This is a genomic window from Ruegeria sp. YTSC106 (assembly GCF_059609765.1).
In genome coordinates this window covers 274810-296061 of sequence record NZ_JBXWMI010000005.1, presented here as the reverse complement: position 1 = coordinate 296061, position 21252 = coordinate 274810, and the positions used below count along the sequence as shown (strand labels likewise).

General features: G+C 54.8%; 22 protein-coding genes. 10 read left to right on the top strand and 12 right to left on the bottom strand.

Annotated features, from left to right (window positions below):
* Positions 1-461 precede the first annotated feature (461 nt).
* The 5 genes from urtE to urtA are packed head-to-tail and all read right to left on the bottom strand — an operon-like array spanning position 462 to position 6423.
* Entirely contained in the window at positions 462-1157 is a 696-nt protein-coding gene (gene urtE, locus AC2FEB_RS09800; protein ID WP_496674106.1) for an urea ABC transporter ATP-binding subunit UrtE, read from the bottom strand.
* A gap of 3 nt (positions 1158-1160) precedes the next feature.
* On the bottom strand, positions 1161-1901 hold the full coding sequence (urtD, locus tag AC2FEB_RS09795) for an urea ABC transporter ATP-binding protein UrtD (protein ID WP_496674104.1): 741 nt from the start codon (positions 1899-1901) through the stop codon (positions 1161-1163).
* A complete protein-coding gene (urtC, locus tag AC2FEB_RS09790) occupies positions 1898-3127 on the bottom strand; it encodes an urea ABC transporter permease subunit UrtC (RefSeq protein WP_496674101.1) in 1230 nt (409 codons plus the stop codon). Before urtC ends, urtD begins: the two co-directional genes overlap by 4 nt.
* A gap of 3 nt (positions 3128-3130) precedes the next feature.
* Positions 3131-5083 (bottom strand): urea ABC transporter permease subunit UrtB, encoded by a 1953-nt coding sequence (gene urtB, locus AC2FEB_RS09785; RefSeq protein ID WP_496674098.1) that lies wholly within the window; start codon positions 5081-5083, stop codon positions 3131-3133.
* Positions 5084-5142: 59 nt separating this feature from the next.
* Positions 5143-6423 carry an urea ABC transporter substrate-binding protein gene (urtA, locus tag AC2FEB_RS09780; protein ID WP_299898820.1) on the bottom strand — a complete coding sequence of 427 codons (1281 nt, stop codon included), beginning with the start codon at positions 6421-6423 and terminating at the stop codon, positions 5143-5145.
* Between the two features lie 395 nt (positions 6424-6818).
* Between urtA and AC2FEB_RS09775 the strand changes: the two genes are divergently transcribed.
* The 10 genes from AC2FEB_RS09775 (at position 6819) to AC2FEB_RS09730 (ending at position 13789) form a co-directional block, all read left to right on the top strand.
* Positions 6819-7634, top strand: coding sequence for an urease accessory protein UreD (locus AC2FEB_RS09775; protein ID WP_496674095.1), 816 nt, complete (start codon positions 6819-6821; stop codon positions 7632-7634).
* A gap of 1 nt (position 7635) precedes the next feature.
* Positions 7636-7938: an urease subunit gamma gene (locus AC2FEB_RS09770; protein WP_058272437.1), complete on the top strand. Its 303-nt coding sequence runs from the start codon at positions 7636-7638 to the stop codon at positions 7936-7938.
* A gap of 18 nt (positions 7939-7956) precedes the next feature.
* Complete coding sequence (locus tag AC2FEB_RS09765) at positions 7957-8118, top strand: hypothetical protein (protein WP_159090125.1); 162 nt, start codon at positions 7957-7959, stop codon at positions 8116-8118.
* Positions 8115-8447 carry an urease subunit beta gene (locus AC2FEB_RS09760; protein WP_117869590.1) on the top strand — a complete coding sequence of 111 codons (333 nt, stop codon included), beginning with the start codon at positions 8115-8117 and terminating at the stop codon, positions 8445-8447. Before AC2FEB_RS09765 ends, AC2FEB_RS09760 begins: the two co-directional genes overlap by 4 nt.
* On the top strand, positions 8422-10182 hold the full coding sequence (gene ureC, locus AC2FEB_RS09755; protein WP_117869591.1) for an urease subunit alpha: 1761 nt from the start codon (positions 8422-8424) through the stop codon (positions 10180-10182). The genes AC2FEB_RS09760 and ureC overlap by 26 nt, the downstream gene beginning before the upstream one ends.
* Before the next feature lie 121 nt (positions 10183-10303).
* A complete protein-coding gene (locus AC2FEB_RS09750) occupies positions 10304-10528 on the top strand; it encodes a DUF1127 domain-containing protein (RefSeq protein ID WP_117869592.1) in 225 nt (74 codons plus the stop codon).
* A gap of 28 nt (positions 10529-10556) precedes the next feature.
* Positions 10557-11009, top strand: coding sequence for an urease accessory protein UreE (locus AC2FEB_RS09745; RefSeq protein WP_117869593.1), 453 nt, complete (start codon positions 10557-10559; stop codon positions 11007-11009).
* On the top strand, positions 10993-11646 hold the full coding sequence (locus AC2FEB_RS09740; protein WP_496674089.1) for an urease accessory protein UreF: 654 nt from the start codon (positions 10993-10995) through the stop codon (positions 11644-11646). Before AC2FEB_RS09745 ends, AC2FEB_RS09740 begins: the two co-directional genes overlap by 17 nt.
* The gene (ureG, locus tag AC2FEB_RS09735) at positions 11643-12263 is read left to right on the top strand and encodes an urease accessory protein UreG (RefSeq protein ID WP_496884009.1); all 621 of its coding nucleotides are present in this window, start codon (positions 11643-11645) and stop codon (positions 12261-12263) included. Before AC2FEB_RS09740 ends, ureG begins: the two co-directional genes overlap by 4 nt.
* 494 nt (positions 12264-12757) lie before the next feature.
* Positions 12758-13789, top strand: coding sequence for a GlxA family transcriptional regulator (locus AC2FEB_RS09730; protein ID WP_117869596.1), 1032 nt, complete (start codon positions 12758-12760; stop codon positions 13787-13789).
* Here the strand turns inward: AC2FEB_RS09730 and AC2FEB_RS09725 are convergent.
* The 7 genes from AC2FEB_RS09725 to AC2FEB_RS09695 are packed head-to-tail and all read right to left on the bottom strand — an operon-like array spanning position 13767 to position 21244.
* On the bottom strand, positions 13767-14699 hold the full coding sequence (locus AC2FEB_RS09725; RefSeq protein ID WP_496674084.1) for a 3-hydroxyacyl-CoA dehydrogenase NAD-binding domain-containing protein: 933 nt from the start codon (positions 14697-14699) through the stop codon (positions 13767-13769). The genes AC2FEB_RS09730 and AC2FEB_RS09725 overlap by 23 nt on opposite strands.
* Positions 14699-15439, bottom strand: coding sequence for an SDR family NAD(P)-dependent oxidoreductase (locus AC2FEB_RS09720; RefSeq protein ID WP_496674081.1), 741 nt, complete (start codon positions 15437-15439; stop codon positions 14699-14701). The genes AC2FEB_RS09725 and AC2FEB_RS09720 overlap by 1 nt, the downstream gene beginning before the upstream one ends.
* Entirely contained in the window at positions 15439-16857 is a 1419-nt protein-coding gene (locus tag AC2FEB_RS09715) for a gamma-aminobutyraldehyde dehydrogenase (RefSeq protein WP_496674078.1), read from the bottom strand. The genes AC2FEB_RS09720 and AC2FEB_RS09715 overlap by 1 nt, the downstream gene beginning before the upstream one ends.
* Before the next feature lie 10 nt (positions 16858-16867).
* Entirely contained in the window at positions 16868-17800 is a 933-nt protein-coding gene (kce, locus tag AC2FEB_RS09710; protein ID WP_496674075.1) for a 3,5-dioxohexanoate:acetyl-CoA acetone transferase, read from the bottom strand.
* A complete protein-coding gene (locus tag AC2FEB_RS09705; RefSeq protein ID WP_496674072.1) occupies positions 17800-18594 on the bottom strand; it encodes an SDR family NAD(P)-dependent oxidoreductase in 795 nt (264 codons plus the stop codon). Before AC2FEB_RS09705 ends, kce begins: the two co-directional genes overlap by 1 nt.
* Positions 18595-18599: 5 nt before the next feature.
* Positions 18600-20099 (bottom strand): choline-sulfatase, encoded by a 1500-nt coding sequence (betC, locus tag AC2FEB_RS09700; RefSeq protein ID WP_496674128.1) that lies wholly within the window; start codon positions 20097-20099, stop codon positions 18600-18602.
* A 23-nt stretch (positions 20100-20122) separates the two neighbouring features.
* On the bottom strand, positions 20123-21244 hold the full coding sequence (locus tag AC2FEB_RS09695; protein WP_496674069.1) for an aromatic ring-hydroxylating oxygenase subunit alpha: 1122 nt from the start codon (positions 21242-21244) through the stop codon (positions 20123-20125).
* Positions 21245-21252: the final 8 nt, after the last annotated feature.

Here is a 21252-nt window from a genome sequence, read left to right as displayed (position 1 = left end):
TTGGTTTGGGCTCGGTACAGGCGTTCGGCAGAATTCAGTGAATGTCTGCCTTGCGGGACAAACCGGACTTTTGGGATTTCGAATGCTGGTGACGCAGAAAGCGTTCGCGCCCGCAGCAATGTGTTTTCGGCAATACAGCGGACACCTATTTGCGAGCGTTTGCACGGGCATAAGCCGTTAAAGTCCAAACCGCCCGTTCACTGCAGTCAGCACTGACCATCGTGGAGCGCAACGTTGCGGAAAGGTTCAAGCTCAAGCCGAACCTTGATACAACACCAAGCCTGTCGATCTGTCCGAAAGTACTCACATATCACGGCAAGAGGTACCGAAGGGCCCTATCTCAAAAAAAAGCACTTCTCAAATTGTACGTTTTTGTAGGATCAAACCATGTCCCGAGCCTTAATGCAGGACATGATTTGGGTTTGATGCACCCATACCAAAGCCAACTACATCGAGCATTGCTAAACTGTTACGGCCCGCAACACTTGATCACGCGTCAGGTCATCTCGTGTGCCTTTGACCATGACTTCGCCACGTCGCAACACAACAAACCTGTCGGCAAGATCATATGCGAAGTCGAAATACTGCTCGACTAAGACAATTGCCATTCCGCTCGTCTTTCTGAGGTGCCGGATCACCTCGCCAATCTGTTGGATTATGTTCGGCTGAATACCTTCGGTTGGCTCATCCAGCACCAGCAGGCGCGGTCTTGTGATCAGTGCACGTGCGATGGCCAACTGTTGCTGCTGCCCGCCGGAAAGGTCGCCCCCGCGCCGGTTTTGCATTTTTTTGAGGACCGGGAACATATCAAAAATATCATCTGGAACGAAATGTTCGCTGGCAGGCAGACAGGAGAAGCCTGTTTCCAGATTTTCTCGAACCGTGAGCAATGGGAATATTTCACGACCTTGAGGGACATATGCCACACCTTTCCAGGCCATCTGATGAGCAGGCAAGATACCCATTTGCTTTCCGTCAAGCTCCAGTTCGCCACCGGAACGGGGGTGCGTCCCTGAGATTGCCTTCATCAGACTGGTTTTTCCGACACCGTTGGTCCCCATGACGCACGTTACTTCACCCTGCAAAGCTTCCATGGAAATCCCATTGAGGATTTGCGAGTGCCCATAGTGCAAAGTCAGATCGGTCAGCTTCAACATTTTCTAGCGCCCCAGATAGACATCGATGACGTCCTGATTTGATGTCACGTGATCAAGACTGCCCTCGGCTAATACTGATCCTTCATGCAAAACCGTGACTTTGCAGTTCAGGCGCCTGACAAATTCCATGTCATGTTCAACGACCACAACCGCGCGGGTCCTTGCAGCTTGAACCAGCAAGTCTGTGGTATGTTCGCGCTCTTGCGGGGTCATGCCTGCGGCGGGTTCGTCAACCAACAGCAGACGTGGGTCCTGCGCAAGCAGCATGCCAATTTCCAACCATTGCTTCTGCCCGTGGCTCAGTTCACCTGACTTCCGGCTCAGTTCCAGATAAAGCCCAATTTCGGTGGCTAGGTCCTCGACCTTCTGCAAATCACTTTTGGACGGACGGTAAAGCAGCACACCAACCCAGCCACGATTTTTCTTTAGCGCCATTAGTAGATTATCGCGCACGGACTGATCCTCGAAAACCGTGGGCTTCTGAAACTTCCGCCCGATTCCCGCCTGCGCGATTTTTGCCTCGGTCATATCCAACAAAGATACGGACTTTTCACCCCATATGACCCGCCCCTCATCCGGCCGGGTCTTGCCGGTGATGATGTCCATAAACGTAGTCTTGCCAGCCCCATTCGGGCCAATCACGGAACGTAGCTCCGCTTCACCAATCTGGAAGGACAAGTTGTTGATAGCGCGGAACCCGTCGAAGGTAACCGATACGCCACTTACTTCTAACAAGGTGCTCATTGGCTGGCCTCTTTCTCACGCAAAGCGCCTTCATCCGGTCCCAGATTGGCACCATGCCGATCAGGATGACGCTGGTTGGTATACAAGTCGAACAAACCTCCGATACCTTGCGGAGCAAACAGCGTGACCAGCACAAAGGACACACCCAGCAGCACTTGCCACCAGTCGACCCATTTGATCGTGTAAAAGCCAAGCAGGATATCCGGGGCCTGCCCGCCCGTGAACCACGTGCTCAGCAGGCTGACAAAAGCCGCGCCGATGACCGCACCATACAGGCGGCCCCGGCCGCCGATAGCGACCCAGACGGCCAGATATATTGAGGCGATGGGGGCCATCTCCTCGGGGTTGATAATGCCAGCCTGCGGATAATATAGCGCACCCGCGATTGCGGCGATGCAAGCCGTCAGGGTGAAGACAGCCAACTTGTAGGCTTCGACCGAATAGCCGAGGAACCGAACCCGCGCCTCGTTGTCTCGAATACCGCGCAGGACTGAGCCGAACTTGCCCGACACGATCCATGCCGCCAGCATGTAACCCAGTCCCAACGCCAAAGCCGAAGCCCACAGGAACCAGAGCGAAACAACGTCCTGAGAGACAGTGACACCGGGCAGGTTCTGCAAGCCGGACAAGCCATTGTTGCCGCGCAAACCGCTGTCGTTCTGAAACAGATACAGCGCCAGAGCCAGCGTCATTGCTTGCGTCAGGATCGACAGATAGACGCCGGTCACTCGACTGCGGAAGGCCAGCCAGCCAAAGATCAGTGCCAGCAGGCCAGGCACCACAACGACCAGTATCAACTGCAGCGTCAAGCTGTGCGAAAACGCCCAGATCAGCGGGAATTCGGATGATCCGACTACGCCGAAAATCTGAGTGCCGATGGCGTCCACAACTTCGGCAGGCGTTGCCGGAATGTCGGCTTGTGACAATGACTCGACCACGATCAGCCGGGTGCGTTCGTACATCAGCCACATGCCGATCATATAGCCACCGAGCCCGAAGAAAGCGAAATGGCCTAGTGATAGAATGCCGGTGAAACCCCAAACCAGATCCATCGCGACCGCGATCAAACACAGGCACAGGGTCTTGCCAAGCGTTTTGACGAAACTGGTTGAAATCACACCGATCCCGAACCCTTCGGACAGGACAGTTACACCCAGCGTGAACAGCGACAGGATGGCCAGAAAGACCAACACAGATGGGTTCTTAGCAACAAAACTACGTTCCATGGCTCAATCCCCCGCCGCGCGACCTTTGAGGGCAATAATGCCTCGTGGTCGGAATTGGATGAAAATGATGATGAAGATGATCATGTAGGTTTGCGCCGCGAGCGTGTTCGACGGGTTCATCCACTCGATCCCTTTCTGCAGGAACCCGATCATCCCCGCGCCTGCCAGCGCGCCCCAGATGTTGCCGACACCACCGACAACTACGGTCATGAAACTTTGCACGATATAGTCGTTGCCGAGATCTGATGTGACCTTGGCAAAAAGGCCAATGGCGACCCCGGCAATCCCGGCAATGCCAGAACCCAGACCGAATGTCAGCATATTCACCCGCCCCGGATTGATCCCCATCGATCCGGCCATGCGCGGGTTCTGCGTGACCGCACGCATCTCAAGTCCCAGCCTTGTCCGTTTCATGATGTAAAGGAACAGCCCCAGAAAGATCAGCGCCAGTACGAAGATTGCAATGCGGATATAGCTGATCGAAACCACATCGTTCATCACCCAGGCACCGTCCAGCCAACCCGGAGCTGTCAGAGGTCGAGCCTGTGTACCAAAGATGTTCTTTGCTAGTTGCTGCAAGGCAATCGAGATACCAAAGGTCGCCAGCAGTGTTTCCAACGGGCGGGCATAAAGCCAACGGATCACCAGGCGCTCCATGGCGACGCCCATGGCAAACGTGACGGCAAAGGCCATTGGGATGGCAACGATGATCGATACCGTATGGTCGGGGACGAACTGCTGAACGACGTACCCCGTATAAGCGCCCATCATGATGAATTCGCCATGGGCCATGTTGATTACACCCATCACACCGAAAGTGATGGCCAACCCAATGGCGGCAAGGAAATAGATCGAGGCCAGAGAGACTGCGTCCAACGTCAGGTCGAGCGTCTGGTTTAGGCCAACTTTCAGTTCGATCTTCTCTAACGCTTTTTCGGCAGCGGCGGTTACTTCGATGGACGGTTCGGCATAAGTCTCAAAAAACACATGCGCGCCCAGGGCCGTGTCGATATCGGCCTCAGTTACCAACACAGGAACAAGTCCGGCTTCGGCCAGAGTGCTGTAAGCTTGTGCGCGCGCAGTATTCCCGTTCAGTTGCGCGACCGGGATGCCCCCTACGCGGCCACCATCAATGTTCGCAGCCAAAACCAGGCGGATGTCGTCAGGCAACACAGGGGGCGCAGCCAAGTCACTCGCGACCAACAGGTGGTATGCGTCATCCCGCGACAAAGCGTCTGATCCGGGTTCCAGAACGATGGCGACGTTAACATCCGATGGCAGGTCCGCAGCGGTCTTTCGTGAGGTCACGAGTAACGGGTTCAACGCCGCGCGGACGTCGACACCCAGATCGTTCGACATCTCTTCAATTGCAGCCACGCGGGCCGCAATGTCTTCGTCGTATCCAATAGTCAGCAGCCGTTCGAGCCGTTGCTTCTGGGCCTTCAAATCCACATCTGGCTCGTCCTCGATCGAGGCACGAAGAGGTTCGAGCAGCGCGCCTTCGGGATCACGTTGAATGGATTTTAGTGCGGCCAGGCGCTTCTTTCGGTCCGGGTCGGTCAACTGGAACTGCACCAGTGCTGTCCCGATCATAGCGCGGATACCACTGTTGGGTTTCAATTGCTTCAGGTCGGATTTCTCAAAGGTACCGACCACTTCGCCCGTGTCGAAATCGGTCAGTTCGTACAGCCGTCCTTCGGCCGTTTTTCCGGCAAAGAACAGACCATCAGACTTGCGCATCCACATGTCTTTGGCGGCCCATGTCTCAAGCATCACCTGCGCTTGCGGCAGCCCACTGGCGGCAAGCGCATCAATCGCCGGTTTGATCGTCTTGCGCGAGCTTTTGACAATGATCTCCTGATGATCCTGCAAGATCGGCTGCAGGCCACCCTCTTGCGCGTTGGCGTTCAGGCAGGCAAAGAGAATTGCCAAGCCCGCAAGGAATAGTCTTAACATGTGGTGAAACCCGCGTGTCTTTGGGCAAGGCGGGCGATCACACCCGCCTTGCGTACGATTTAGTAATTCGACAAAGTCTGAACGCAGCTCTCGGTCTCGGTGTTGTACATACCGCAGCCGAGATCTTTCCAATCCGATTTCAGCACTGACGATTCAGGCAGAAAGTCGGTCCATGCATCGCCCGGCACAGCGTCGGTTTCGCTGATGATGTCGAACTGGCCGTCTTCCTGAATCTCACCAATCAGAACCGGCTTAGCCAGATGGTGGTTCGGCAACATCACAGCAGTACCGCCGGTCAGGTTCGGGAATTCCTGCCCATACATGGCGGCGCGCACAGCGTCTACTTCGGTCGAGCCGGCTTCGGTCGCGGCATTCACCCACATGTTGAAGCCGATGAAATGCGCCTCCATAGGATCGTTGGTCACCCGTTCGTCACCCATAGTGGCTTTCCAGGTTTCGACAAATTCGGCGTTCACATCAGTATCCGCCGACTGGAAATAATTCCAAGCCGCCAAATGGCCGACGAGGTTGGTGGTATCTAGACCGGAAAGTTCTTCCTCACCAACCGAAAAGGCCACGACAGGAATGTCATCTGCCGAAACACCAGCTGCGGCCAGTTCTTTATAGAAACCAATGTTGGCGTCTCCGTTGATCGTCGAGATCACACCAACCTTTTTGCCATCTTCGCCCAGTGCAACGACGTCAGATACGATCTTGGACCAGTCAGAATGGCCAAAGGGGGTGTAGTTGACGAAGATATCCGCGTCCGCAATACCCTTTTGCTTAAGGTAGCTTTCCAAAATATTGTTGGTGGTCCTGGGATAGACGTAGTCCGTGCCGAGCAGAGCGAATTTCTCAACCCCCAGTTCCTCCAGGAAATAATCGGTCGCAGGGATCGCCTGCTGGTTCGGGGCCGCACCGGTATAAAAGACATTTTTGGAGCTTTCTTCGCCCTCATACTGAACCGGATAGAACAGCAAACCATTCAGCTCTTCGATCACAGGCAGTACTGATTTGCGGCTGACCGAAGTCCAGTTGCCAAAGATTACATCCACCTCGTGGACGGTCAGCAGCTCACGCGCTTTTTCCGCGAACAGCGGCCAATCCGATGCGGGATCCACGACAACGGCCTCAAGCTGCTTGCCCAAAAGACCACCTTTGGCGTTTTGCTGGTCGATCAGCATCAGCATGGTGTCTTTCAGAGTAGTCTCTGAGATTGCCATCGTGCCCGACAGTGAATGCAGCACTCCGACCTTGATCGTGTCTTCGTCCGACAACGCAGCGGTGGCTATGGTAGCAAAGACAACCGATCCGGTGAGCGTGGATTTGAGCGATTTCATACAATCCTCCTGGCGGGGCCGGCAGAGAAGGCTTGCGCAAAGGCACACTCTTCTTCTACCTGATCCCCGCAACTGTTGTTGCGTTCCGTGTGGCGGCTGTGTTCGAGGTCCAATTCGCGCAGCCGTCACACACCCCCGGGTCATTTCCGCGGTGGCACCCATACGGTTTCTGCATTGCAGCAAGGTTGGCAACTTACCTTTAGCCCAATTTGGGAAATCGGCGAGAAGCGCATATTTTTTCATCTAAGTCGAAGGTTGCTGTCTAAAATTTAGACACACGATGTGGAAATAAGCTGATTCCGACACTGCAGATTAGTGTTCCGACACTTCAACAGAGAAACAGGTGGCACCAAACGACGCGCTAAAGGTGCCCTATTACACAAGTTGCAGCCATATTGCCCACGCATAGCACGGTACCGCCACGTGCTGCAGGCACCGTCAGCTTAAGTACCAAACAATTGGGCAACAGGACTGTGCTGGACAGATTTCGCCAGTCTGGGTCCTTTAAATGCCTATTCCCAAGAACGATCACACCTGATCTTGATGCGGTTCTTCTGAACACGGCGGGCGGTGTGACCGGAGGCGATTCATTCCGATTTTCTTGCAAGGCAGCAAAAAGCACGGCGCTGACCTTGACGACACAAGCCTGCGAGCGCGCCTACAAAGCCCGGCCCCAAGAATGGGGCCAAATTACAAATCATTTGACGGTTGAATCTGGTGCCCGGCTGAACTGGTTGCCGCAAGAAACCATTCTGTACAACGGCAGCGCTTTGGACCGACGCCTTAGGATCGACTTGGCGCTCAATGCTGAAATGCTGATGGTCGAGCCGCTGGTCTTTGGGCGCGTTGCCATGGGCGAGACGCTGACGAACATTCGCTTGCGCGATCGGATCGAGATTCGGCGCGAAGAGACGCCAGTGTTTCTCGATGCGATTAGGTTCTCTGGTGATTGGCATACGCACGTATCCAAGCCGCATATTACAAACGGCGCAGGGGCGATGGCGCTAATCGTCTTAGCGTCGAGTTCTGCCGAAGGTCATCTGAAACCTGTGCGGGCAATGCTACCGGACACCGCAGGGGCAACCGTGATCCGGAAAGACCTATTGGTCATTCGCATTCTGGCCGACAACAGCTTTGCACTACGTCGAACGCTGATACCAGTTCTACACCGTCTGAACAAAGACACATTGCCCCGATGCTGGATGCTCTGACATGAACCTGACCCCTCGCGAAAAAGACAAACTGCTGGTCGCCATGGCCGCCGAGGTCGCTCGAAAACGACTGGCCCGCGGCGTCAAGCTGAACCACCCCGAGGCCATTGCGTTGATAACCGACGCCGTGGTCGAAGGCGCGCGCGATGGCCGTTCAGTCGCCGACATGATGCAAGCCGGGGCTGAAGTGATCTCCCGGGACCAATGCATGGAAGGCGTGCCCGAGATGATCCACGAGGTGCAGGTTGAAGCCACTTTCCCGGATGGCACAAAACTTGTGACTGTCCACAACCCCATTCGCTAATTTCCAAAGGAGTCACCCATGAACCGTATGCTGTTTCCCGCTCTCATTCTGGCTGGTCCGGCCATGGCCCATTCGGATACCCAAGTTCACGCCCATGGCAGTGATTACGCCGCGCTCGCAGCTGGGTTGGCTTTGATCGCGGTCATCGCCATTACCGTGATTTTGAAGCTGCCGAAATGATCCCGGGTGAGATTATTCCGGCCGAAGGCTCACTGACGTTGAACGCAGGACGCAGCAGCCGTCTTGTTATCGTCGCCAATACCGGCGACCGACCAATACAGGTCGGCAGCCACTACCATTTTTCCGAAGCAAACCCGGCTCTGGATTTTGATAGGTATGCAGCTTTGGGTATGCGGCTGGACATCCCGGCGGGCACTGCGGTGCGATTTGAGCCAGGCCAAACTCGCGAAGTTATGCTGGTGCCATTTGAGGGGCGCCGGCACATCTACGGTTTCAATATGCACATCATGGGGGCTTTGAAAGATGCCGGGCAAGATCAGCCGGAGTGACTATGCCTCCATGTTCGGCCCCACGGTCGGCGACAAAGTACGATTGGCAGATACCGATCTGATCATCGAAGTAGAAAAAGACCTGATCGTGGAGCGCGCAACGACTGCGCGTTTCAGCGAGACCGGTCACCGCGAAGATGTCTATGGTGAAGAGGTTAAATTCGGTGGTGGCAAAGTCATTCGCGATGGGATGGGGCAGTCTCAGGCCACGCGTGCCGAAGGCGCCGTGGACACGGTGATCACCAATGCTCTGATCGTGGATCACTCGGGTATCTACAAGGCGGATGTCGGCCTAAAGGACGGGCGCATCGCCAAGATTGGCAAAGCCGGAAATCCGGATACACAGCCCGGCGTAGACATCATCATCGGCCCCGGCACCGAGGCCATCGCTGGCGAGGGTCGCATCCTGACGGCTGGCGGGTTCGACAGCCATATTCACTTCATCTGCCCTCAACAGATAGAGGACGCGCTGCATTCTGGCCTGACGACCATGCTTGGTGGCGGCACTGGCCCGGCACATGGCACTCTGGCGACCACATGCACCCCGGGCCCATGGCATATCGGCCGGATGTTGCAGGCGGCAGATGCTTTTCCCATGAATCTTGCTTTCGCGGGCAAGGGAAATGCTTCGCTTCCCGCTGCTCTAGAGGAACAGGTAAAAGCCGGAGCTTGTGCCCTGAAACTGCACGAGGACTGGGGCACGACTCCGGCGGCCATCGACTGCTGCCTTGCGGTCGCTGATGCGATGGACGTTCAGGTGATGATCCACACCGACACGCTCAACGAATCCGGGTTTGTTGAAAATACAGTTGCCGCGATAAAGGGCCGTACTATCCACGCTTTCCATACCGAAGGCGCGGGCGGCGGCCACGCCCCCGACATCATCAAAATCTGCGGTGAGGACCATGTCCTACCCTCCTCTACCAACCCGACGCGGCCCTTTACGGTGAACACGGTAGAGGAACATCTCGACATGCTGATGGTCTGCCATCACCTCGACAAATCCATCCCCGAGGATGTGGCTTTTGCTGAAAGCCGCATTCGGCGTGAAACCATCGCGGCTGAAGATATCCTGCACGACATGGGTGCCTTCAGCATCATCGCTTCTGACAGTCAGGCGATGGGGCGCGTTGGCGAAGTTCTAATTCGCACCTGGCAAACGGCTGATAAAATGAAGAAACAGCGAGGCCGCCTGCCGGAGGAATCCGGTGACAACGACAACCTGCGCGTTCGCCGTTACATCGCCAAGTACACGATTAACCCTGCGGTTGCCCATGGCCTCAGCCACGAGATTGGCAGTATCGAGGAAGGAAAACGCGCCGACCTGGTCCTATGGGACCCTGCCTTTTTTGGAGTGAAGCCTGAGATGGTTTTGCTAGGCGGCACCATCGTTTGTGCACAGATGGGTGATCCCAATGCTTCGATACCCACCCCGCAGCCGGTTTATAGTCGGCCAATGTTCGGTGCCTATGGTCGATCCGTTGAAAACTCAGCAATCACCTTTGTGTCGCAAGCCGCGCTGGCGGACGGGATCGGTGATACACTAGGATTGGCAAAGCAGACCGTGGCTGTCCAAAACACGCGAGAGATTGGCAAACAGGATCTTCTGCTCAACAACGCGACACCTCATGTCGAAGTTGATCCAGAAACCTACGAAGTCCGGGCAGATGGCGAATTGCTGACCTGCCAACCCGCCGAAGTACTGCCCATGGCACAGCGATACTTTATGTTCTGACTAAAAATTATGCTGCATTGCACAGCGCGCAACGCAGAAATGACCAAACACCCACTTCAATGTGAGGCCGATATGACAGATATTAATGCCCAAGGGAGGACCAACGTTTACGAGGGTCCAAATGGCACACTCAGCAACACAATCTCACGCACGCTTTTCGCTGCCCGGTCTGATCGCGTCCATCACAGCATCAGTCTACGGGGCTCTGATCAGTGTGGCCGAAGCTCAATCGCGCGTTCGGCAAGTCGAATTCCTGCAATCGCTCAGCGACGAAGAGTTGAAAAAACGCGGCCTATCACGCGAACGGATCGTGCACCGGGTGTTTGCGGATTCAATCTGGCTCTGACTATTTCTGCTCCAGAGGAGGCGACGGTATGACCGCCCTGCTCTGCACCGCACGCCGTTACTCGGATCATATGCACAGCGACTCCGCAGATTGCCTGTCGCTGACTTATGACGATCGTTTTTTGCGTCGCAAGGTTCTGACCTGTGAAAGTGGCGAACAAATACTCGTCGATCTGGCGCAAACCACCTCGTTGAACCACGGTGGCACGTTGATTCTGGACGACGGTCGCGAAGTGGAAATACAGGCTGCACCCGAAGCACTGCTTGAGGTTTCCGCTCCGGACCTGACACGCATCGCGTGGCATATTGGCAATCGCCACACGCCCTGCCAGATCGAAAAGGATCGTCTGCTGATCCAGATCGATCATGTGATCCGAGATATGCTATTGAAAATCGGAGCCGCAGTGCGCGAGGTGCACGAACCGTTCAACCCCGAAGGCGGAGCCTATGGCCACGGCAGGACACATGGCCACGCCCACTGACGCCGATATCCTGACGCTGACCCAGTGGTTGTCTCCGGCATACCCTGTGGGGGGATTTGCTTATTCTCATGGGTTGGAAGCTGCAATTGACGAAGGAGCGGTCGCCAGTTCCCAAGACGCCGAAGCCTGGGTTTCAGATGCGCTGGAACACGGATCTGGATGGAATGATACTCTGTTCGTGGTGTCCGCATACAACGCGCGGGACAAAGATGAACTTTTTAGCATCGATGCCAAGGCACGGGCTATCTGCGCGTCATCCGAAAGGAAAATGGAAACCGAACTGCTGGGACAGGCATTCGGGACTGTCACAGGAGAGGTCTGGGATATAGACATCCAACAGCTTTCCTACCCAGTTTCAGTAGGTCACGCCGCGCGTCTACAAAAACTCCCCCTACTGCTGACGACGAAGATGTATCTACAAGCATTCGCAAGCAACTTGGTCGCTTGCGCAACGCGTCTTGTGCCGCTGGGGCAAACCGACGCGCAGAAACTAATCCGTAATTTGACACCGCTATGTGCTCATATCGTCGAAAAGGCGCAAATGGCAGGCTTGGAAGAATTGAGTTCGACTGCGTTCCTGACGGACATCGCGTCGATGAGACACGAAATACAGTATTCAAGGATATTCCGAACATGAGCAGTATGAACGGCCCTCTTCGCGTTGGCATCGGCGGTCCGGTTGGAGCCGGAAAGACCACTTTGACCGCTGCCTTGTCTGAAGCCCTGCGCGATGCTTGTTCAGTGAGCGTCATCACCAATGACATTTACACGCAGGAGGATGCCGAAGCGCTGGTGCGCATGCAGGTCCTTCCCCAAGATCGGATTATCGGCGTCGAAACGGGCGGTTGCCCACATACAGCAATCCGCGAGGACGCATCGATAAACCTTGCAGCTGTCGCTGAAATGCAGGAACGCCATCCCGATCTTGATATCGTTCTGATCGAAAGCGGCGGCGACAATCTGTCGGCTACTTTCAGCCCGGAACTCGCAGACCTTACAATCTATGTGATCGACGTCGCCGCTGGAGAGGAAATCCCGCGAAAAGGCGGACCGGCAATAACAAAATCCGACATCCTGGTCATAAACAAAACCGATCTGGCGCCGCATGTAGGCGCTTCACTGGAGGTAATGGAACGAGATGCAGCCAGAATGCGCAAAGGGCGGCCATTTTTGTTCTCGTCCCTTCGCCACAAAAAAGGGGTCGACGCAATTGTTGACCTCTTGGTGAAGCAGGGTGGGGTAATAATTTCATAAGTGAATTAGCTCCCAGAACGGAGATGCCAAATTGTCGGCACCTAAACCCGACTGGAGAGGCCGAAGGTACAGTCTTTAATTTTCACGTTTGTCTGGATGTTATGTTTTGTCTTCACTCATCGGCTGTCCGTATAGGAAGCGCACTAGCCAACCTAGACAACTATCCGTAACCATAACATTCTTCGGTGCCGATTTGTTGCGCGCTACGCGACTTTCGCCCTCGGATATTCCTGCGTGATGCGCGAAACTGCGACGTCTGTTGTGGGCTCGGTTTGGTTATTCGCAAAGTACTCGTGAGCGTCTGCTGTGCGGACAAAGTGAGCCTTCGCTGCGGTGGAGCGAATCTCGGCTTTCTAGCTTCAGAAACTGATTGAGATCTGATCTCCTCGGCCTAGCCTCCGCACTTAGGCAGTGCTTGGCTCAGCACTTTGGTGTCTTTTGCGAATTTCCGAAACATAATTGACAATTTTGGACGCTGTTTTACAAAATCGGCCATGACGCAGCCAATAGATCGCAAGCTAGACATAGTTGTTTTGGTGAGTTCGCATTTTAATGTTTCGGCGACAACGTCTTTCGTGGATCCATTCAGAGTAGCAAATTACCTGACGGGTTCAGCTCGATTTTCTTGGACTTATGTCTCAGACCCTGGTGGTCCAATTGAATCGAGCAGCGGCTTGGTCGTTGACACTGCCCCATTGGCGGAGGTGGTGAGGCGCAAGCCTTGGATGGTTCTGGTGAGTACAAGTTGGACACCTGAGCGTCACGGGACACCTCAGTTCAAGGTAGCACTACAGAAATGGGAATCGGGTGGAGCAATCGTTGGAGGTTTGGATACTGGCGCGATTGTTCTTGCGACGGCTGGACTACTCAAAGGAAAGACCGCAACGGTTCACTATGAACACATCGACGCCTTTGCCGAAACGGCCCATGACACCACCGTGTCAGAGAACATGATTATTATGGATGGAAAGATTTTCACTTGTTGCGGGGGTTCTGCAGCAACAGATCTGGGACTGCGGTTTGTACATTCCGTCGCTGGTGAGAGTATCGCCAATGCATCTGCTCGATACCTTTTTCATCACAATGTGCGCGGAGAAGGCCAATCACAGAACCCCAAAGACATGGAACCGCTGGGGTACGTCACCTCTGGGGTGGTAAGGGACGCGATCGATTTGATGGAGGCGCACTTGGAAGCCACTTTGTCGATCCCTGAAATATCAGCGAGGTTGAAGATTTCGCAACGACAACTTAGCCGATTGTTTCAGCAATTTGTCCATAAGTCGCCGATCGAGTATTACCGCGACATTCGCCTTGATCGCGCGCGCGGATTAGTGACGCAAACTGAGCTTAAGTTCAGCGAGATTGCGGAAGCATCAGGGTTTAATGGACAGGTTCATTTCAGCCGGGCATACCGCAAACGATTTGGATTGACACCCAGTGCGGATCGCATTGAAGGCCGCACCCCGTTTGAGTTTCGCGCTTGGCCGATGTTCAATCCCGACATCAAGTCCGAAGGTGTTGGGTAGCTTTTTGCATCGCCGTAAGCATCTTGTCGCGTCGCGCTGATAACTCTTCGGTACTTTGCCCCTGAGTTTGATCGTTAATGCCATCGACCAGTTTATTGATGACATCCTCATCAAGACGAGGGTCGCCCAGGTCGTCCCACCAGCCATTGAATGTATCCTTGAAATGGTCACAGAAGGCCCGCAGACCGCCGTCGCCTGCACCCAGGTGGAAAAGCGTCGTCGGACCCATCGCCGCCCATCGCAGTCCCGGGCCAGCCCACATCGCTTTATCGATGTCTTCGACACTGGCAACACCTTCGACCGCCATATGAACGGCCTCGCGCCAAACCGCGGCTTGCAAACGGTTCGCGACATGTCCTGGCATGCCCTTCTTGATCCGGATCGTAATTTTACCAATGTCTTTGTAGAAAGCTTCTGTGCGGTCCAAAACATCTGAACCGGTGGATTCGTTGACGGTCAATTCGACCAGTGGGATGAGATGCGGTGGGTTAAATGGATGACCTAGGATCAATTTGCTGGGATCGCGCCATCCCTCTTGCAAAGCTTCAAGCGTCAGGCCGGAAGTTGAGCTTGAAACTATTGCATCAGGGTTCAACTCTGGCTCAATCCCGGCATAGGTCGAATGCTTAATTGGCAGTCTTTCTGGCACGTTCTCCTGAACGAATTGTGCGCCCTGGACAGCCGCCTCGGCGGTTGAAACGAAAGTGATAGCGTCAGGTGTGGCCCTATCTGTGAGATTCAATTCGTCCAATGCCGGCCAGGCCTTTTGGATATAAGAGCGAACGGATGCTTCGGTATTCGGATCGAGATCAAAGACCGTCACGCTACGGCCCGAGGCGAGAAACAACGCTGCCCAGCTTGCCCCTATCACACCGGCTCCAAGAATGGCGGTTCTTTCAATTTCTGGCATCATAACAGTCCCGGATTAAGTGGGGAGGCCGCCGTCAGGCCACCGTCCACTGTGAACAACTGGCCGGTTGCAAAAGACGATTCGTCAGAGGCCAGCCACACAGCCATCGCTGCAATATCGGCAGGTTTGCCAAAGCGTTTGACCGCGTGGCGGGCCAGCGCGTCGGATTTGGCCTTTTCTGGGTCATGCGCGAGGTCGAACGCTGCGTCCAGCATGCCCGTTTCAATCCATCCCGGGCAGATCGCATTGCAGCGCACCGCTGGTCCGTGGTCCACTGCAATAGAGCGTGTGAGCCCATGCACAAACGCTTTTGACGCATTGTAGAGCGCCATCGATGGGTCTGCGGCATTGCCCGAGATCGAACCGATGTTGATGATCGAGCCACCTTGCGACATCTCTGGAATGAAGGCACGACAACAGCTAAAAACGCCTCGCGCATTTACGCCCATCACTAAGTCCCAATCCGCGTCTGTGCTTTCGGTCACTGTTTTTTCGACCTGAACGCCGGCATTGTTTACAAGGATATCGGTCCCACCGACTATACTGACGATCTGTGCAACGGCTTCGGCGTCGGACACATCCAGTGTGTACCAAATTACGTTTTCCGGCAGATCATCGGGTTGAGGGCCGCGCCCACAGGTAGTGACAGCGGCCCCTTCAGCCATGAACGCCTCAACAATACCCCGCCCAATTCCCTGCTTGCCGCCTGTAACAAAGGCGCGTTTTCCAGCCAACCGCATCAGTGTGCCACCATGACGTGACGGATCGCAGTATAAGCATCCAATGCATAGACCGACATATCGCTGCCCGTGCCCGAGCCTTTCATCGCGGCCCATGGCATCTCGGGGGTCGCGACCCCATGCGTGTTTACCCACGTAAACCCATAGCGCAGCTTGGACGTCATTTGCATCGCGCGTCCAACATCCCGTGTCCAGACCGATGAGGCCAACCCGTAAGGCCCGTTGTTGGCAATCTTCAACGCCTCTTCTGCGTCAGAAAAACGGGAGACAGTTACAACAGGTCCAAACACCTCGTTGCAAGCTATCTCCGCAGTATTGTCTACGTCGGCGATGACTGTCGGCTGGTAGAAAAACCCGTATTCTTCGCCAAACGTCCCCCCTGCAACGACTTCAGAATTGCCTCGCGCTCGGTCTACAAAACCTGCAACTCGATCTCGCTGAGTGGCAGAAACCAGGGGACCCATTTCTGTTCCCTCGGCTTTCGGCGCACCAATCTGGATCTGAGCGACCTGATCAGCAAGGGCTGCCACAAGCCTGTCGTAGGCACTGTCTGCGACCATCACGCGGCAAGGCTGTGCGCAGTCCTGACCGGCATTGAAGTAACTGCCATAACGGATCGTCTCGGCCACGGCGTCAAGATCAGCATCATCAAAGACAATGACCGGTGCTTTGCCGCCCAACTCCAGATGAACGTGTCTAATCTGCTGGGACGCTGCCCGCATTGCGGCCATGCCGGTCGCCGGCGATCCCGTAACGCTGATCCCTTCCATCTGTGGGCTGTTCATCAGGGTATTTCCCACGCCGGGCCCGCGACCATGGATCACGTTTAGCACGCCTTTTGGCAGAACATCTTGTAACAATTCTGCAAGTCGCAAAGTAGATAGCGGCGTGATCTCGGAAGGTTTCAACACCACCGAACATCCTGCCGCAATTGGTGCAGCAATTTTCCAGGATGCCATCATCAGCGGGTAGTTCCAGGGGGCGATGGCCGCGACAGGGCCAATGGGGTCACGCCGGATCATCGAGGTATGACCCGCAACATATTCGCCAGCAGCAGAGCCCATCATGGTGCGCGCAGCACCAGCGAAAAAGCGAAAGACATCAATCGTCAGCGGCATCTCGTCATCATGAGCGGATGGCCAAGGCTTTCCCACATCCAGGCTTTCAAGTTCTGCCAACTCCTGGCTGTTCGCCTCGATAACATCAGCTATGTGACGCAACATCGCGGCACGTTCTGCAGGGGGCGAGGTTGAAAAAGCTTCAAATGCCTCTGTCGAGCCGCGCACGGCCGCCTCGATCTGTGCATCGCTGGCCTCTTTTACTTCGCCTAAAGTCTCGCCTGTTGCAGGGTTCAGGATGTGCAAGGCTTCCCCGGTACCTTCCACCATTTCACCGTTGATCAACATTTTGGTCTGCATATGCGTCTCCTTAGAACCCAACCTGATCGCCGCCCTTAAGTGTAAGCCGCGCGCGCGCCTCAGCTGGGGTCGCGACGGTTAGGCCAAGGTTTTCAATAATTGATCGGATGCGCGTGACCTGCTCCGCGTTAGATCTGGCCAACTCACCTTTGCCGATGAACAGGCTGTCTTCGAGACCCACCCGAAGGTTGCCGCCGCGCAATGCACTTTGGGTCGCAAAAGGCATTTGGTGACGGCCAGCGGCAAGGACAGACCATTCGTAGTTCTCTGCCCCGAACAGCTTGTCCGCTGTGTTGTGCATGTGGGTTAGATGGTCTGCATCCGCGCCAACGCCACCCAAGATGCCGAACACCATCTGAATGAAAAAAGGCGGTTTGATCAGGCCTTGATCCACGAACCATTTGACGTTGTAGAGATGGCCAAGATCATAGCATTCGAACTCGAACTTGGTGCCATGATCACCACCAAGTTTTTCAATGGCGTAACGAATTGTTTTGAAGGTGTTGGGAAAGATGAAGTCCTCTGTCATCTCCAGGAATGGCTGTTCCCAATCGTGCTGGAACTCAGTGTATTTCTGCAGCATCGGAAAGATGCCAAAGTTCATGGAACCCATGTTGAGAGATGCCATCTCTGGGCTAGTCGAGGTCGCCGCCAGCAGGCGCTCATCCATCGACATACCCAAACCGCCGCCGGTAGAGACATTCATCACCACATCAGTGGACTGTTTGATCACAGGTAAAAATTGCTGAAACAGCTCGGGGCGGGGGTCGGGTTTGCCGGTCTCTGGATGCCGTGCATGCAAGTGAATGATCGACGCTCCGGCTTGGGCCGCTTCAATACTTGCTGTCGCGATCTCGGCGGGCGTAATCGGCAGATGTGGTGACATCGACGGCGTATGGATGCCCCCTGTGGGTGCGCAGGTGATGATGACGGATTTGGGCATCAGAGTTTCATCTGCTGCACTTGTGCAGACAGCCCCCCGTCCAGAACCCACAACTGGCCAGAGGCATACCGTGCTTCGTCGGAAGCAAGCCAGTTAACCAGGTTTGCAATGTCCTGTGGCGTCCCGTAGGTGCGCGTCGGATGAACATCGCGCACGGCCTGTTGCAGCGTTTCAATATTGCCGCCGCCGCCACCAGATCCATCTCCGTTGAAGAAGCCCTGCAGCATTGGGGTATCGATATAGCCGGGGCAGATGGCGTTTACGCGGATACCTTCGGGGCCATGATCGCAAGCCATTGCGCGGGTCAAAGCGTGTACTGCACCTTTGGTTGCGCAATAGGCCGCAAGACCCGGATCAGCAATGAACCCATCGTAGGAGCCAAAATTGATGAGGCTTGCGCTGTTGCCTGATTTCGCCGCTTCGCGCATCAACGGGATGGCATATTTCGAGGTCAGGAACGTGCCTGTGGAATTAACCGCAAAGCTTTGGTTCCATTCCTCCAGCGTGGTCTCTTCAACCGTTTTTTCGATCTCGATCCCCGCCGCGTTCACAAGGATGTCCAACTTTCCCTGTGCGGCGCGCACGTGATCCATCGCTGCAATCGCATCTGCCTCTCGCGTGACATCCAGTTTAACAAAATGACTGCCATCTTCGTCGTGCTGGTCTAACGATCCTTCCGGTGTGAGGTCAGCTGCAAATACTGTTGCCCCTTCTTTTAGGAACCGCGCGACAATTGCACGCCCGATGCCACCGCGCGCGCCGGTCACAAGGGCAATTTTTCCGTTCAACATCATTGGTTTCAATCCTTCGAAGGCGGATAGCGGTAGCGACTCGCGGCCACCGTCCAATCCAAGTTGTTGCGGACATACTGCTGACTTGCATCAGATGGTGGGTTGTAATCCCATGGCTCGCTGGCACCTGCTTCCATCGCGGCATGTAACGCGCGGCGTGATCTCTGCGTGGCGATAATCTTCTTTCGCAATTCACTACCGTCCCACCGTTCCGCGACTTCGGCTGCAAAGCGGGCTGCCGGGTCAGCATAGTCAGGGTCTGTGGCGACATTTTTTGTTTCCAGCGGGTCAGCGTTTAGGTCGTAGAGCTGCGGCGGATCGCTGTCGCAATGAATGTATTTTAAAGGGCCGCGCCGGATCATGATTACGGGATAGCCCGTCATCTCGGCACAATACTCACCGATGGCTTCATCAACTGGGTCGTATTCGCCACGGGCCAAAGGCATTAGACTGCGGCCGTCGATCGGCTCTCCGATCATCGTCTCGTTACCGCCGCCAATATCGATAAAGGTCGGCAGCAAATCGACCAGCGACACTGCATTCTGCGTTGTCCCTACTGCAACGCCCAGCCCGGCCATGACCAGTGGAACGCGCGCAGAGTGTTCAAAGAAATTCATTTTATACCACAGCCCACGTTCTCCCAGCATGTCGCCGTGATCCGCAGTTACAAACACTATGGTATTGTCCAACTCGCCCGTCTCTTCGAGGGTCTGAATCAGCTCCCCGATCTTGCTGTCGAAGTAGCTGACATTGGCCAGATAAGCATGACGCGCGCGACGGATTTCTTCATCACTGAGCGGCACATATGATGCTTCGATCCCATCCATCAATCGACGCGAGAACGGGTCCTGATCCTCTATCGCGGGTGTAAAGGACGGCATGTCGATCTCATCTTCCGAATAGAGATTCCACCATTCGGGTCGCGCAACGTAAGGATCATGCGGGTGAATGAAGCTTACCACCATCGCAAAGGGCGCATCGTTCCCACGTGCTTTGTCTCGGGCGACATCAAAGAGCCAGCGATTGGCGGCAAAGCCAACTTCATCGTCATAGTCGATCTGGAAGGTCGCATGGGCCAAACCGCTTTCCTTGACGGTCTGCATATTATGATACCACTTATCGATCCGCTCATCAGGCGCTTCCCAATCCGGGGTCCATGCGAAATCTGCGGGGTAGATATCGGTTGTTACCCTGTCTTCGAACCCATGCATTTGATCTGGGCCTACGAAATGCATCTTGCCTGAAAGGCAGGTCCTGTAGCCTAGCGATTTAAGGTAATGCGCAAATGTTGGCACCGAGGCTCTGAACTCAGATGCATTGTCATAAGCTGCAATGCGACTGATGTGCTGGCCCGACATAAAAGCAAACCGTGAAGGTGCACAGAGTGGAGAATTGCAGTAAGCCGCATCAAAGCGCATGCCGCGCGCGGCCAACGCATCAAGGTGGGGTGTCTTGGCAACCTTGTGCCCGTATACCCCAGTAAAGTGCGGTGCCAATTGGTCCGCCATTATCACGAGGATGTTTGGCCGCGTCACGCAGCACCTTTTGCGTAAGCATCCAGGACTAGGCCATGGAAGTGATGTACGGCGTGCTCGGACTTGCCGGAACCATCCGGGTCATTGACGATCCGACCTTGGGTGAACGCAGGTGTGTTCATCCCGCGCTGCACACTTTCGACAAGGCTGATATCTTCGACCTGAAGAACTTCGTCCAGATAACGAATTGCGTCCAACTCCATCGCGTCTGGTTCCGGCGTCTCTAGGAAGAAGTCATAAGTTTCAAGCGTGCGATCTGGCCCAACAGGGATGATGTTCAACACGATCATGCTTGACCGTCCCGGATACCGCATCAGGCAGGTCGTCGGATAGAGCCACCAAACCGCATGGGTTTTCACGGTGGCATTCGACACGTCATAAGCGGAATTCGGACTTGTGCCCGCGTCAGCCATATGGCTGGAGTAAATGCCGTAGGTCGTAACCTTGTAGGTATCCATATCCACGAGGTCACAAAAATCCTTGTGCGCTGTAGGACAGTGATAGCACTCTAGGAAGTTGTCCACGACGTTCTTCCAGTTGGATTTGATGTCATAGGTCAGACGATGGCCAAAAGTGAGTTGATCCACATCCGGTGCCCAATGGCGCACTTCGGTTTCCAAGTTGCCGGATTGTTCTGACAAAGAAGCTGCCATTGGATCCAAATTGACGAAAACAAAGCCGCAAAATTCCTCGACCTGCACTCCATCGAGACAAATCTCGTCTTTCCTGAAATCTTCGAGGTTTTCGGTATGTGGTGCACGGGCCAATTGCCCATCAAGCCTATAGACCCAAGCATGATAGGGGCACATGATCCGCGTTGTATTGCCTTCGCCCGACAGCAATTCATGCGCACGGTGTTTGCAGACATTATAAAAGGCACGAAGCTTACCCTCTTTATCACGCACAACTGCAATGGGTTGGCCGGCAATATCCACTGTTACATAAGATCCCGGCTCACGTGTTTTCTCGACATGACATACCCATTGCCAAGTTTTGGAGAGGATGGCGCGAAGGTCTGCGTCAAACCACTTGCGCTCGGTGTAGGCAGCAGCCTGCAATGAGCTGGAGCGCGATGGATCAGCATGGTAGCCAAAGAAAATTGTTTCTGAATCAGTCATGATTGCGT